Source organism: Paenibacillus sp. MAHUQ-63 (assembly GCF_028765165.1).
GTDB lineage: Bacteria > Bacillota > Bacilli > Paenibacillales > NBRC-103111 > Paenibacillus_E.
This window is the reverse complement of the sequence record NZ_JARADB010000004.1, coordinates 381,849-394,709: the sequence shown is the minus strand read 5'-3', so window position 1 is coordinate 394,709 and position 12,861 is coordinate 381,849. Positions and strand designations below refer to the sequence as shown.

Below are 12,861 nucleotides of genomic sequence, written 5' to 3'. Positions count from 1 at the left end.
TACCTATTGACGGCAAGGTTTAATTTTCCAGTTTACGAACCTCCGGCTTACGGTCACTTGACCAAAAAAGTTGCAGTGCAGGATCGTTCTTCAGCTTCACGTTGCAGATCTTCATCTCCGATTCTTCGAGCTCAATCACTTGCCACTCCTCAGCGGCGATCCCCTCTGCGGGTTGCAGCAACGCTTGATATTGCTGTGCGGCTTCTTCTTCATCAAGCCAAAATTTCACCCCGTAATAAGCAAGTCCATAGTGATTAACCTGCATACACGTATAAATTTGATGCGTGTTGCGATGGAGCAGAACATAAGGCATATAGCTTCCTCCTGATAAAAAGGCACATTCGCCTCTGAGGCGAACGTGCCTTCTTTATTCATATACGTGCACAATGAATTAACGATTTATAAATACGCGTTCTCATGCTTGGCTTTCAATTGGTTCCACCGGCGTTCCACTTCCGTTTCGAACGACTTCAGGGAGCCTTCATATTCCGGCTTCGTCATATGCTTCGTTTTGCCCATCGTTTTCAGCCAATCCGACAACGGAATCTTCTTGTTTTTGTCCTCCGGGTTATAGGTGATATTCGTGATGCCGTGCTCCACTTCGTACAGCGGGAAGAAGCAGGAATCTACAGCTGCGCCGACGATATTCGAACCTTCTTGATCTTCAGACAGCCAGTTCAGCGGACAAGCAATCAAAATCTTGCCGTACACCAAGCCTTCGTTCTGGGCGTACCACTGGGCTTTCGCCGCCTTCTTCAGAAGATCCTGCGGATAGGCTTCAGATCCGGTGAACACATATGGAATATGCGTAGCCGCCATAATTTGCGCCGTGTCCTTATGATGGAACACTTTACCGCCTTGGTGCTTCCCGACGTTCGAGGTCGACGTGCGGTGGCCCATCGGTGTGGAATAGGACAGCTGCGCCCCCGTGTTCATGTATCCTTCATTATCATACTCAAGGATGATCATTTTATGGTTCCGCAGGGCAGCGCCGATCGCCGGTCCCATTCCGATATCCATCCCGCCGTCACCGGTAATCATGACGAAGGTGAAATCGTCTTTGAGTCCGAGATGGTCCAGCTCGCCCCGGCGTTTGCGTTCCCAGAACATCTCGACGACCCCGGAGAGAGTTGCCGCTCCGTTCTGGAACAAGTTATGGATATACGTCGCTTTATGCGCCGAGTACGGGTAGCCTGTCGTAACGACCATTGCGCACCCTGTATGGAAGATGGAGACAATGTCTCCTTCGATTCCCTTGAAAAACATTTCCAGACCGGAGAAAATCCCGCAGCCCGGACATGCGCCATGTCCCGGAGCAATCCGCTTCGGTTTCTTCGTCAAGGCGCGCAGCGGCGGAATGCGCACGTTCAGCTTGCCGCTCGCCTCATCCGGAGTGACCGTAATGAGTCCGGTTTTCAGATCTTCATACTTCATCGGCGTCAGCACGCGCTTGGGCGCCTTCGCCGGATCACCCGGCGTGTGGCCATAGTAATCGAATGGCACATCAACCTTGCCGCTTTGTGCGGCGTCAATGGCAAATTGGAACATGTTATGCCCGTCTTCGGCATAAAAGTCCTTGCCGCCAAGGCCGTAGATGCGGCTTATCACAAGCGTATCCCTGTTCCCGTGCGTGAACAGCGCCGCCTTAATTTCATTGACCATATTGCCGCCATGGCCGCCATAAGAATCCGCGCGATCGCCGACGGTGATCGCCTTCACGTTCTGCAAAGCTTCGGCAATCTGCTTAGCGGGGAACGGACGGATCATATTCGGAGCGATCGATCCGGCTTTAATGCCCTTCTCGCGGAGCTGGTCGACGACGTCCTTGATGATCTCGGAGGCCGAATTCATCAGGAACACCGCGACTTCCGCGTCCTCCATCCGATACAGCTCGAGAATCGGATAGTCGCGGCCCGTCAGCTCGGCGTACTCCTGCCGGATGCGGTCATACACGCCTTCGGCGTTGTACATGGCAACACTCTGCTGATAGCAGTTGTTAATGTAGTCCGGTTCATTCATATAAGGACCGACCGTAATCGGATTGTTGCGATCCAACGTATCCGGGAAGCCTGTCGGCTGCTCGCCGATAAAGGCGTGTACATCTTCGCGATTCGCGAAGGTTTGGACTCTGCGCTTCTGATGGGACGTGAAATAACCGTCCGAGGCGACCAGTACCGGCAAGCGCACAGCCGGATCTTCCGCCAGTTTAAGTGCGATAATATTCATATCATAGACGGATTGCGGGTCGCGGCACATCACGATGGGCCACCCCGTATTCAGAGCATAATAAAGATCCGAATGGTCTCCATGAATATTGAGGGGTCCGGAGACCGAGCGGCAAACGAGGTTCATGACCATCGGGAACCGGGAACCGGATTGTACCGGCATTTGCTCCAGCATGTACAAGTAACCGTTCGCGCTGGTAGCGTTAAACACACGGCCGCCAGCTGTTGATGCGCCATAACAGATCCCTGCGGAGCCATGCTCCCCATCGGCAGGGATGAGCACGATATCATGCTGTCCGTTAGACTTCATTAAATCCAGGAACTGGGCGACTTCCGTAGACGGTGATATCGGGAAATACCCCATAATATGATAATTAATTTGATGTGCGGCATAAGCTGCCATTTCGTTGCCTGACTCATAGACGATGCGCTGCTCGACCTTGGCCTGCCCTAATTCCTTCTTGATATCAATAGACATAACGCGTAGTTCCACCCTTCTCCCATAAATACTCTCTAAGAGTTTACAGCCAGATTGAAGCGATGTGGCATACGGTGTGCATCGGCATATCCGTCTGCTTCCCGCTCGCTAGAGAGCGCTTCAGTCGGACAAGCCTGTACACATTTCAGACATCCTTTACAGTATTGATAATCAATGCCCTGCAGGAACATTTGCGGACGCCCTTTCTTGTCGGGAAGCTCATCCCAGACGAAGCAGAAATCCGGACAAACGTTATCGCAGGAAGCGCAGTGAATACATTTATCTTCATGGAAATGGGGCATCATCCCCGCACGTGAAATACTCAGGTCTTTGAGAATACTGTTGCCGGGATTGGCAATGACGCCGCCGATCGTCTGGGTTTCATAGCCAAGTACAGGCGTATCGAATCGGACGAAGTCCGGCATCTTCTCCCCTTCGGGCAGCGAATAGGACTGGAACTTGACTTCATTGAACCCGCGATCGAACGTCCGAATGGCGGGTGCTACAGCTTGCGGATACTTCTTCTCCAACGATTTGCGAATAACGCCTCTCATCACTTCCGGGTCGAGGAAATCGCACAGCCGGAACAGTGCTCCGAGCATCGCCATATTGACGCGGTTCTTCTCCTCCAGAGCGATGCCAATCGCGTCGATTACCGCGATCGTGCCGCCCTTGAGCTTCATCTTTTCCTTGAGTTCATCAGGTGTTTTCGTCGAGTTTACTAATACAGTACTATCTTCATAGATGCCACTGATAACGTTTACAGTTTTGGAGAGCGATTCATGAAAAACACCAACAACGTGCGGTCTTTCTACGGGCGTCGTATCCCGTATCTTCGTATCCATATCGCAAAACCGGATGTGCGCTTTCACTGCCGACCCTTTCTTTTCTGAACCGTACGAAGAAAAACTGACTCCGTTCAGGCCCACCCCAACGACTCCCGCTTCCGCCAGCATTTTGCCGGCCAGATTCGCACCGAGCCCGCCGATGGACTCCAGTCGTATCTCGAAAAAACCGAGATCGTTCAATTTAGGCAAAGTTACCATGCAAGGTCTCCTTTCAAAAATGAACCGCATAAAGAATGAATAGTATGAATAGTAAATCTACTTTCATTGTAACAAGAAATCTCTGGTAAGCAACCTTTTTTTAGCTCAAGCGCACTCACAGTAAATAATCGATGATAAGGCCGCATTGTCCAAGATAATAGCTGGACGTCGTTTCAGACTCTTCTGCGCCTTCCTGTTCCTCCTTGCCGGCAAATTCACATTCCTCGCAAACGTTCAAATAATCATCATCAATCGGATTAAAGACAACACCGCAAACTTGTGAGCACGCCCGCATCCTCATCTCTCCTCGTTTTCAAATCCAATGAATTTGTAAACGCTTGCACGACTCGTATTTTCTATTATACAGCGCTGTATAGCGATAACACCATAAGTCTTTATCAAATCTTTAGCAAATCTTTAGCATACAAAACGTGTCATCTCTCTTGATAAGGTCAAATCCTGTGAGATAATGTAGAAATAAACAAGATACTGTCGGACAAGCGGAAAGGACGGCACTGATTTGCTCCATTCGATCATTTCCCACGAACTGCATGGACTTTTCTACTTCATGAGCGCTACCCTCATCCATATGGTTTTAACCCCTATATTCGTTTATAAAGAGAAGCAGCGGCATATTCTTTTCGGATGTTTACTTCTCATTTTTATTTCATTGTATTGGCAATATGCGGAGATCGATCCACTTATTTATTCGCTTCACTTGCTGCCCCTCTGTCTAGTTACCGTCATTTTGTATGCAGGGCTTGTGCCCGCCGTACTAACCGGGGCGATTCTAAATCTGGGATGCGGTCTGGTCCTTGATTATTATTGGCAGCCGGCCCTGCTTAGCAGTGCATTTCTAGTAATCGGCAGTTATTTCATAAGAAACCAATTGAAACGTATGAATTTGGTCCGCAAACTCGCATTCAGCATAAGCATGATGGTTGTATACCATCTCTTGTATGCACTGCTTTCGCCGGCCGGCTTTGCGTCCTTCTTCACTTTGTATGCTCTGTATACCATCATGTTTACTTTTATTTCACTCTGGGGCATCATATATTTACTTTACCGAGTGAAGCAGTATGAATTTCACCGGCAGCAGCTCGTCGCTCTGGAGAAAGACCGCATGATCGGCCAGCTAGCCGCCACCATCTCGCACGAAATTCGCAATCCGCTAACTTCGATCCGCGGTTTCCTGCAGCTGCTGGAACGCAAAGAGCTTTCGATGTACGATCATAAGCGTTATGTCGAATTGGCCATGTCCGGCGTAGATCAAGCGAACACCATCATCAACGATTATTTGAACTATGCCAAGCCTTCCTCCGGCTTACAGGAACAATTAGATGTCAGAGAGGAGCTTGAAGCGATGCTTCGCTTCATTACTCCTTTTGCAACGGACCATGGAGTCGTCATCGAGACGACGCACGAGTCCGAAGGTCCGCTCTATATTTTGGGCGAATCCAAGAAGCTGCGGCAGTGCTTAATGAATTTGGTGAAGAATGGCATCGAATCCATGCCGGACGGCGGTACGATCACGCTGCGCACCTGCCGGATGCCTGATGCTGTCCAAATAAGCATCACCGATACGGGGGTCGGCATGACGCCAGCGCAGCTGAACTCCCTCGGGGTTCCGTTCTACACAACCAAAGAGCAAGGCACAGGCTTGGGCCTGTTAGTCGTCATGAGTATCATCAAAATGATGAACGGCACGATCACTTTCAACAGTGCCATTAATCAAGGCACGCAATGCTCCATCCATTTCCATCAGAAATAGAACCCAAGTCCCTCCATTAACAGGAGTGATGATCTGTGTTATTCTGTTAAGACAAGCGCGAACATCATGACTCGTGAAGGAGGGCTTTTGCTATGAATTCGGATTTCATTCAGATCAAATCGCTGGAAGGCGACTTGAAAATGTCTCATAAGAAGAAGGACTATGGACTTACGGTTACGACCAAAGAGCTTATTCTTCATAAACCGCACGTTAACTACTATTTCAAGCTTGACGATATCATCAGTATTATCCCCTACGATAATTCGAGGTTCAAAGCCATCACATTTGTCAACTCCAGATCGAAGGGCCAAGAATCCACCCATTTATCACCGGGCTCCGAGCACTTTCGCATCTATGTGCAAAAGGCAACCGTGCACAACCGAAGCGGCTTGTTCGAGCTTGGACCGACCGATGTAATTATCCCCATTTATCCGAGTATGCTCAAAGCGATCTCCGATTGCCTGGCGCGATCCGGATTAACGATCCTATAGAAATAAAAAAGCAAAGATCGAGAAGTTATTTTCCTCGCCTTTGCTTTTTCTATTTTACCTTAAGTTATGTAAGCTGATGATGTTCCTTCACATAAGCAAGCAGCCGCGCACAGCTTTCTTCCACCATTTCATAAACTTCCTGAAAGTTTCCCGTATAGTACGGATCCGGCACGTTCTTGAGCTTGCGGTCTGGGGCGAAATCAAGCAGCTTGTGTATGGACGCCCGCGACTCGCCGGTCCGCTCAGCAGGAGCGAATCCGGCCAAATTGTTCACGTTGCTCTCATCCATTGCAATGATATATGTAAATTCAATGAAATCGTCAGCTCTTACCTGTCTGGCCTGCATTCCTTTGTAATCAATCCGGTATTGATCCAAAATTTTCCTCGTTCCTTCATGCGGAGGATGACCGATATGCCAATCGCCGGTCCCTGCGGAATCAATCATGATCTGCTCCGCTAATCCCGCTTGCTTGACCTGATGGCGAAATACCGCTTCTGCCATAGGGGATCGACAAATGTTACCTAAACAGACGAATAATACCTTAATCATACTTCACCAAATATGAGCTTTTTCTCACGCATTGTCAGCGATCTGGCCGGAATGTCAAGTACGATCTTGCCCTCCGATAAGCCCCAGATTCGCGTCGCGAACCGTTCTGCCAATTCAACCTTGTGCAGAGAGGCAATAACGCTCATGTTCCTGTCTTTGCATAATGATTTCAAATCTTGAAGAATATATTCCGTCGATTTCGGATCCAAGCCCGACACAGGCTCGTCGGCCACTAGCACTTTGGGACCGAGAATCAACGCTTTGGCGATCGCCACGCGCTGCTGCTCCCCGCCGCTGAGCTGGCCTACTTTCTTGTCGCCTTTATCGAGCAAGCCTACTTTCTCTAGATAATCCATGGAGTCTACGTGCTCATCTCTGGAGGTCATGCCTGTAAGTACCCGTATCGGCGTTTGGAATACACGGCCCATCATCACATTCTTGACAGCGCTTTTATTTCGATTCAGCGAAGGCTTCTCTTCCAGGTAAGCGAAATCTTTGCCTAACTTGAAACGCTCCCATGGCCCTGGCTTCGTAATATCGTTGGAGTTATAGATCAGCTGCCCGCTTGTCCACTTCTCCTGGTGAGAAATACAGCGCAGCAGCGTCGTTTTCCCGCTTCCGCTGCCTCCGATAACGGCGATGAACTCGCCTTCATCCACTTGAAAGCTGATTTGGGACAGCACCTGATTGTCTGGCGGATATACTTTGCTCAAATTACGTACAGTAAGCATGACAACCTCTCCTTCGTGTTTTTTGGAAAAATCGCCGCTCAAATCAAGCGGAGCCTGAGTCGAGGGCGATTCTCAAATTCCTGCAGGAAGTCATCTTAATCACATTTGGAAGGTGCTTCTGCCGTTCCCGCTTCCACGTTGATCTTATCGGAAATCGTGTCACGAATAACCGACATCACCAGCTGCAGCAAGTAGTTGATGTCATCTTGCGTTTGTTTGAACTCGTTCACGATCGGAATGCCATCAAGTTCGTCTTGCAGAACTTCGATTTCATTCTCAATCTTCTGCACCATTTTCTCGTTCTGGAACGTCTGGAAGGCGACGATTTCCTTCTGTTTTTTCTTAATGGCGTTAATTAATGTTTGAATTTCCGGGTTGTTCGAAATTTGCTTCTCTGCTTTTTGGTAAAATTGCACTTCATTCGAAGTTGTGAGCAGATTGGCTAATTCTTTGGCTTTCGCCAAAATATCCTCGCGAACGATCATTTCCGTGTTCGTATACTCCGGAACTTTGAAAGCATGAGGTTGGTTATCGTTATGTTGATGATCACAGTGAGACACTCGTACACACTCCTATCTATTATGGCAACGAATTAAATGGACATTTGCATAGGCTTCGATACGATTTCGCCTTTCAAGATCCAGGTTTGCGCATGCGTGACTTGCACGTCAACCATTTGGCCGATAAGCTCTTTGGGACCGGTGAAGTGAATTAATTTATTCGTCCGCGTGCGGCCGGCCAAAACATCGGCATTGTTCTTGCTCTCGCCTTCGACCAGCACTTCCACCGTCTGGCCAAACAGCTTGTCGTTGCTCGCTTTGCTGTGAGCGTTCACCAGCTCATTCAAGCGGTACAGACGCTGCTTCTTGACTTCCATCGGAACGTTGTCTTCCATTGCGGCTGCCGGTGTGCCCTCACGCGGTGAATAAATAAACGTGAACGCGAAATCGAACCCGACTTCCTCAAAGAGCGACATTGTTTCCTCGAACTGCTCATCCGTCTCGCCGGGGAAGCCAACGATAATATCCGTCGTCAGCACGACGTCCGGCATCGTCGCTTTAATTTTGCGCACCAGCTGCAGATAATGATCCCGGGAATATTTGCGGCTCATCCGTTTGAGCACTTCCGTGTTGCCCGACTGAACCGGCAGATGGATATGCTCAACCAAGTTACCGCCTTTGCCCAACACTTCGATCAAATCGTCATCGAAATCACGCGGGTGCGAAGTCGTAAAGCGAACGCGCGGCACATCGATCTTGCGGATATCATCCATCAGATTGGCGAAGGAGTAGGTGATATCTTCGAAGTCTTTGCCATAGGCATTGACATTCTGTCCGAGCAGCGTGATTTCCTGAAACCCTTGACGAGCCAGGTCACGTACTTCTGCCAGCACGTCCTGCGGTCTGCGGCTTCTCTCTTTACCGCGTGTATAAGGAACGATGCAATAGGTGCAGAACTTGTCACAACCGAACATTATATTCACCCAAGCGCGGATACCCTCCCGCTTCTTAGGCAAATTCTCTACGATATCGCCTTCTTTGGACCAAACCTCGACGACCATTTCCTTGTTATAGAAGGCATCCTTCAACAGAGCAGGCAGACGATGAATGTTGTGCGTACCGAAAATCAAATCTACGAAAGCATGCTTCTGCATGATTCGGTTCACAACAGCTTCCTCCTGCGACATACAACCGCAGACACCCAGCACCAGACCCGGCTTCTGCGCCTTCAGCGCCTTCAGATGGCCAAGCTCGCCGAACACTTTGTCCTCAGCATTCTCGCGGATCGCGCAGGTATTCAGCAGAATAACGTCTGCCAGATACTTGTCCTCCGTAGACTGATAGCCCATTTGTTCCAGTAAGCCTCTCATCACTTCTGTATCATGCTCGTTCATCTGGCATCCGTAAGTGCGAATCAAATAATATTTATCCTTGCCGAACCCCTGCATCTCCTCAGGGATAGTAAAGTCGTAATGGACGGCTATTTCTTCTTTTCCGCGCTTCTTAGCATCTGTCAGTGAAGGAGGCTGAAAATATTGGGAATAATCCTTGTCGGATTTCACTTGGTTAGCCACTTTCGTTCCTCCTAAGCGTTATGCGTTGGTAAAACTTACGTCATTCATCAATAATTACGCAACTTTTATTATAACATCACAAGCCTATTTAGTACAAAAGGAAATTGGCATAAGTGTGAAAAAGCCCTGTCGGATCAATCGATAATCTCAGCGAGATCTCCTGTTTTCACTCCTGCGGCATTCCCCTCATCGGTGTCAATGTGCATATCCAGCGCGAACTGATCGGACACTCGGGCAATGACGTTTTCGAATATCAATGGGCGCTCCCCGTTCACTTTGACACGAAGCAGCTGCTTGTCTTGAATGCCCCACTTCTCCGCATCGCTCGTATGGAAATGAATATGTCTCGCTGCGACAATGACACCTTGGTTCAGCACCACTTCACCGGCTGGGCCTACAACGCGAAGTCCGGGTGTTCCTTCGATCTTGCCTGATTCGCGAACTGGAGGATGCACACCGAGCGAGAATGCATCGGTTCGAGATATTTCAATCTGAGATGCCGGGCGCACTGGACCCAGAATTCTTACTTTTTCCATTCTGCCTTTTGGTCCTACGATGGCAACCGTTTCTTGGGCTGCGTATTGACCTGGCTGTGACAGGTCTTTAAAATGCGTCAGCTCATGGCCTGCCCCGAATAAAGCTTCCACATGCTCTTGAGTCAAATGTATATGTCGGGCTGAAACGCCTACGGGTACGGTTTTCATTGATCATCATCCTTTTATGTATAGTTATCGTTGAATAGATGTCAGTATTGCCGCTCGGCAAAAAGGGCATACGGAGTATCTCCATATGCCCTTAAGGTGGAACGTTTATTTAAATTCAGTGAGCATTTTGTTGAAATCCGCTTCTGAAAGTTGAAGATTTTGTTTCGAAAGTCCTTCTTTCGCGAAGTTCGGAATAGAATCTTCATAGCTCTTCTTATCTTTGTTTTGGTAAATGATACCAGTCAGCATGGAATTGGTTTCCATGATTTTGGTCATTGCCATTACGCGGTTCGTGTAATCATAGTCAGGAATTTCATCCAAGTCTACGATGTTTTCTTTGAACCAGTCATACGTGTTCACTTTGTTGAACGTTACGCAAGGGCTGAATACGTTGATCAAGGAGAACCCTTTGTGATTCAGACCCGCTTCGATCACGGCTGTCAGCTGTTTCAAGTTGCTGGAGAAGGATTGAGCTACGAACGTTGCACCCGCAGCCATCGCTACTTCTAGCGGAGAAATCGCGGACTCGATAGTACCTTGAGGCGTTGATTTCGTTTTGAAGCCTTCCGCACTTCGCGGGGAAGCTTGACCTTTCGTCAAACCGTAAATTTGGTTATCCATAACGATGTAAGTAACGTCGATGTTGCGGCGAATCGCATGCACCGTGTGACCCATACCGATCGCGAAGCCGTCACCGTCACCGCCGGAAGCGATAACTGTCAGATCGCGGTTAGCCATCTTCACGCCTTGAGCGATCGGCAGCGATCTGCCGTGAATACCATGGAAGCCGTACGCATTGATGTAACCGGAGATACGGCCGGAACAACCGATACCGGATACGATAGCCAAACCTTCAGGTTCCAAACCAACGTTAGCTGCTGCACGCTGAATAGCTGCTTGTACGGAGAAGTCTCCGCATCCTGGGCACCAGTTTGGCTTTACATTGTTACGAAAATCTTTTAATGTTGCCATGCTAAAGTCAACTCCTTACATTTTTGTTCGATCTCTGCTGGAAGGAACGGATTACCGTTATATTTCAGAACGTTCTTAATTTTATCTGCATGACCGACATGCAGTTTGATTTGATCGGCTAGTTGACCTGTCGCATTGTTCTCAACAACGATTACAGTCTTAGCTTTCTCAATATACGGTCTCAGCTGCTCGGCTGGGAACGGATGAATCAAACGTACAGTCGCGTGATTCGTTTTGATGCCTTCTTTCTCAACGCGGCGTCTAGCTTCATCGATAGTACCGCCGGTGGATCCCATACCGATAATCAAGAGGTCTGGGTTCTCATGCGGAGCGTCTACTTTGATCGCGTCTGTCACTTGAATGTGTTTCAGCTTCTCAAGACGTTTATCCATCATTTTTTGACGGTTTTCTGTGCTCTCGGAAGGACGGCCTGTTTGGTCGTGCTCAACCCCTGTTACGTGGTGAAGCCCATGCTTCACGCCTGGGACTACGCGAGGAGAAATACCGTTCGCTGTGAACTCATAACGTTTGAACAATTGGTTGTCTGTCAGCTCAGGAGCTTCTGTCACCAGGTTGCCGCGGTCGATAACGATGCGGTTGTAATCCAGCATTTCTGCGGACTGTTTACCCAGGGAAAGCTGAAGATCTGTCATAAGAATAACCGGGCATTGGTATTTCTCAGCCAAGTTGAAAGCTTCGATTGTATCGTAGAAGCATTCCTCGATTGTGCTTGGAGACAATACGATTTTCGGGATTTCACCGTGCGTACCGTACACCATCGCGTTCAAGTCGGATTGCTCTTGTTTCGTTGGAAGACCTGTACTTGGACCGCCGCGCTGCGTATCGACGATAACAACCGGAGTTTCCGTCATACCTGCAAGACCGATCGCTTCCATCATCAAGGAAAGACCAGGACCTGCTGAAGCCGTCAGTGCACGCGCACCTGCGTAGTTAGCGCCGATTGCCATTGTGCATGCTGCGATTTCGTCCTCGGTCTGAATGACTGTGCCGCCGAATTTAGGAAGCGCTTTGATCAGATATTCCATCACCTCGGAAGCCGGTGTGATCGGATATGCTGGCATGAAACGGCAGCCTGCCGCTACTGCGCCAAGAGCGATCGCATCGTTACCGATCATGAACAATTTCTGTTTGCCGTCAGCCGGCTCAAGTTGGAAGTCAGCGATCGGGCCGCCTGCCAATTCAAGAACGGATTCAGCACCTTTACGCACTGCTTCGACGTTCTTCTCAACAACAGCTGCACCTTTACGTCCGAACTCTTCTTCTACAGCTTTATTAAACACATCAAGAGGCAAACCGAGCAGCGCCCAAGATGCACCTGATGCGGCCATGTTCTTAAATAGGGATGTACCAAGTTCTTCTGCGATCGCTGTGATCGGTACAGGGAACAAGCGAGCTTTAATTCCTTCAGGTAATACCGGATTGAATTTGGCATCTGCGACGATTACGCCGTTCTCACGAAGCTCATGGGCGTTGAAATCGATACTTTCTTGGTCAAATGCGACCAGGATGTCCAAATCGTCTGAAATTGCGCGAATCGGTTTGGTGCTGATGCGAATCTTGTTATTTGTATGTCCCCCCTTAATCCGTGAAGAGAAATGACGGTACCCATACAAATAGTAACCGAGACGGTTCAATGCAGTAGAGAAGATACGGTCTGTACTTTCGACCCCTTCCCCCTGTTGACCTCCGATTTTCCAAGATAACTGACTAATCACCGTACGTCCACTCCTTTTGATTGTAGCTGCTCGAAGACATTGAATTAGCTAAATTCCTAGTAAATAAAGATGATGCAATAAAA

13 protein-coding genes are annotated in these 12,861 nt (G+C 48.8%); 2 read left to right on the top strand and 11 right to left on the bottom strand.

What is annotated here, in order from left to right; all coding sequences use genetic code 11:
• Window positions 1-19 precede the first annotated feature (19 nt).
• The 4 genes from PUT07_RS25100 to PUT07_RS25085 all read right to left on the bottom strand — a co-directional run bounded on the left by PUT07_RS25100 (window position 20) and on the right by PUT07_RS25085 (window position 4,044).
• Window positions 20-313, bottom strand: coding sequence for a hypothetical protein (locus PUT07_RS25100; RefSeq protein ID WP_274471437.1), 294 nt, complete (start codon window positions 311-313; stop codon window positions 20-22).
• Between the two features lie 86 nt (window positions 314-399).
• The gene (locus tag PUT07_RS25095) at window positions 400-2,703 is read right to left on the bottom strand and encodes a thiamine pyrophosphate-dependent enzyme (RefSeq protein ID WP_274471436.1); all 2,304 of its coding nucleotides are present in this window, start codon (window positions 2,701-2,703) and stop codon (window positions 400-402) included.
• A 35-nt stretch (window positions 2,704-2,738) separates the two neighbouring features.
• Window positions 2,739-3,749: a 2-oxoacid:acceptor oxidoreductase family protein gene (locus PUT07_RS25090; protein ID WP_274471434.1), complete on the bottom strand. Its 1,011-nt coding sequence runs from the start codon at window positions 3,747-3,749 to the stop codon at window positions 2,739-2,741.
• 115 nt (window positions 3,750-3,864) lie between these two features.
• Window positions 3,865-4,044 (bottom strand): hypothetical protein, encoded by a 180-nt coding sequence (locus PUT07_RS25085; protein ID WP_274471433.1) that lies wholly within the window; start codon window positions 4,042-4,044, stop codon window positions 3,865-3,867.
• Window positions 4,045-4,269: 225 nt separating this feature from the next.
• Here PUT07_RS25085 and PUT07_RS25080 point away from each other — a divergent pair, with 225 nt between their 5' ends.
• Together PUT07_RS25080 and PUT07_RS25075 are read left to right on the top strand one after the other, a co-directional pair.
• Window positions 4,270-5,520: a sensor histidine kinase gene (locus PUT07_RS25080; RefSeq protein WP_274471432.1), complete on the top strand. Its 1,251-nt coding sequence runs from the start codon at window positions 4,270-4,272 to the stop codon at window positions 5,518-5,520.
• A gap of 92 nt (window positions 5,521-5,612) precedes the next feature.
• Complete coding sequence (locus PUT07_RS25075) at window positions 5,613-6,011, top strand: hypothetical protein (protein ID WP_274471430.1); 399 nt, start codon at window positions 5,613-5,615, stop codon at window positions 6,009-6,011.
• Between the two features lie 64 nt (window positions 6,012-6,075).
• Here PUT07_RS25075 and PUT07_RS25070 read toward each other — a convergent pair whose 3' ends face one another.
• From PUT07_RS25070 to PUT07_RS25040, 7 genes are all read right to left on the bottom strand, one after another.
• Window positions 6,076-6,561 (bottom strand): low molecular weight protein-tyrosine-phosphatase, encoded by a 486-nt coding sequence (locus PUT07_RS25070; protein ID WP_274471428.1) that lies wholly within the window; start codon window positions 6,559-6,561, stop codon window positions 6,076-6,078.
• A complete protein-coding gene (locus PUT07_RS25065) occupies window positions 6,558-7,292 on the bottom strand; it encodes a phosphonate ABC transporter ATP-binding protein (RefSeq protein ID WP_274471426.1) in 735 nt (244 codons plus the stop codon). Before PUT07_RS25065 ends, PUT07_RS25070 begins: the two co-directional genes overlap by 4 nt.
• Before the next feature lie 95 nt (window positions 7,293-7,387).
• The gene (locus tag PUT07_RS25060) at window positions 7,388-7,777 is read right to left on the bottom strand and encodes a RicAFT regulatory complex protein RicA family protein (RefSeq protein ID WP_274471669.1); all 390 of its coding nucleotides are present in this window, start codon (window positions 7,775-7,777) and stop codon (window positions 7,388-7,390) included.
• Window positions 7,778-7,884: 107 nt separating this feature from the next.
• Window positions 7,885-9,366 carry a tRNA (N6-isopentenyl adenosine(37)-C2)-methylthiotransferase MiaB gene (gene miaB, locus PUT07_RS25055; RefSeq protein ID WP_274471425.1) on the bottom strand — a complete coding sequence of 494 codons (1,482 nt, stop codon included), beginning with the start codon at window positions 9,364-9,366 and terminating at the stop codon, window positions 7,885-7,887.
• A gap of 134 nt (window positions 9,367-9,500) precedes the next feature.
• The gene (gene pduL / locus PUT07_RS25050; RefSeq protein WP_274471423.1) at window positions 9,501-10,070 is read right to left on the bottom strand and encodes a phosphate propanoyltransferase; all 570 of its coding nucleotides are present in this window, start codon (window positions 10,068-10,070) and stop codon (window positions 9,501-9,503) included.
• Window positions 10,071-10,175: 105 nt separating this feature from the next.
• Window positions 10,176-11,042 (bottom strand): 2-oxoacid:ferredoxin oxidoreductase subunit beta, encoded by an 867-nt coding sequence (locus PUT07_RS25045; RefSeq protein ID WP_274471421.1) that lies wholly within the window; start codon window positions 11,040-11,042, stop codon window positions 10,176-10,178.
• Window positions 11,030-12,778 carry a 2-oxoacid:acceptor oxidoreductase subunit alpha gene (locus PUT07_RS25040; protein WP_274471419.1) on the bottom strand — a complete coding sequence of 583 codons (1,749 nt, stop codon included), beginning with the start codon at window positions 12,776-12,778 and terminating at the stop codon, window positions 11,030-11,032. Before PUT07_RS25040 ends, PUT07_RS25045 begins: the two co-directional genes overlap by 13 nt.
• Window positions 12,779-12,861 lie beyond the last annotated feature (83 nt).

Excerpts from the sequence above, each read along its gene's own strand:
- PUT07_RS25100 (WP_274471437.1), bottom strand. The coding sequence starts at position 313 with ATGCCTTATGTTCTGCTCCATCGCAACACGCATCAAATTTATACGTGT.
- PUT07_RS25095 (WP_274471436.1), bottom strand. The coding sequence starts at position 2,703 with ATGTCTATTGATATCAAGAAGGAATTAGGGCAGGCCAAGGTCGAGCAG.
- PUT07_RS25090 (WP_274471434.1), bottom strand. The coding sequence starts at position 3,749 with ATGGTAACTTTGCCTAAATTGAACGATCTCGGTTTTTTCGAGATACGA.
- PUT07_RS25085 (WP_274471433.1), bottom strand. The coding sequence starts at position 4,044 with ATGCGGGCGTGCTCACAAGTTTGCGGTGTTGTCTTTAATCCGATTGAT.
- PUT07_RS25075 (WP_274471430.1), top strand. The coding sequence starts at position 5,613 with ATGAATTCGGATTTCATTCAGATCAAATCGCTGGAAGGCGACTTGAAA.
- PUT07_RS25070 (WP_274471428.1), bottom strand. The coding sequence starts at position 6,561 with ATGATTAAGGTATTATTCGTCTGTTTAGGTAACATTTGTCGATCCCCT.
- PUT07_RS25065 (WP_274471426.1), bottom strand. The coding sequence starts at position 7,292 with ATGCTTACTGTACGTAATTTGAGCAAAGTATATCCGCCAGACAATCAG.
- PUT07_RS25060 (WP_274471669.1), bottom strand. The coding sequence starts at position 7,777 with ATGATCGTTCGCGAGGATATTTTGGCGAAAGCCAAAGAATTAGCCAAT.
- pduL (WP_274471423.1), bottom strand. The coding sequence starts at position 10,070 with ATGAAAACCGTACCCGTAGGCGTTTCAGCCCGACATATACATTTGACT.
- PUT07_RS25045 (WP_274471421.1), bottom strand. The coding sequence starts at position 11,042 with ATGGCAACATTAAAAGATTTTCGTAACAATGTAAAGCCAAACTGGTGC.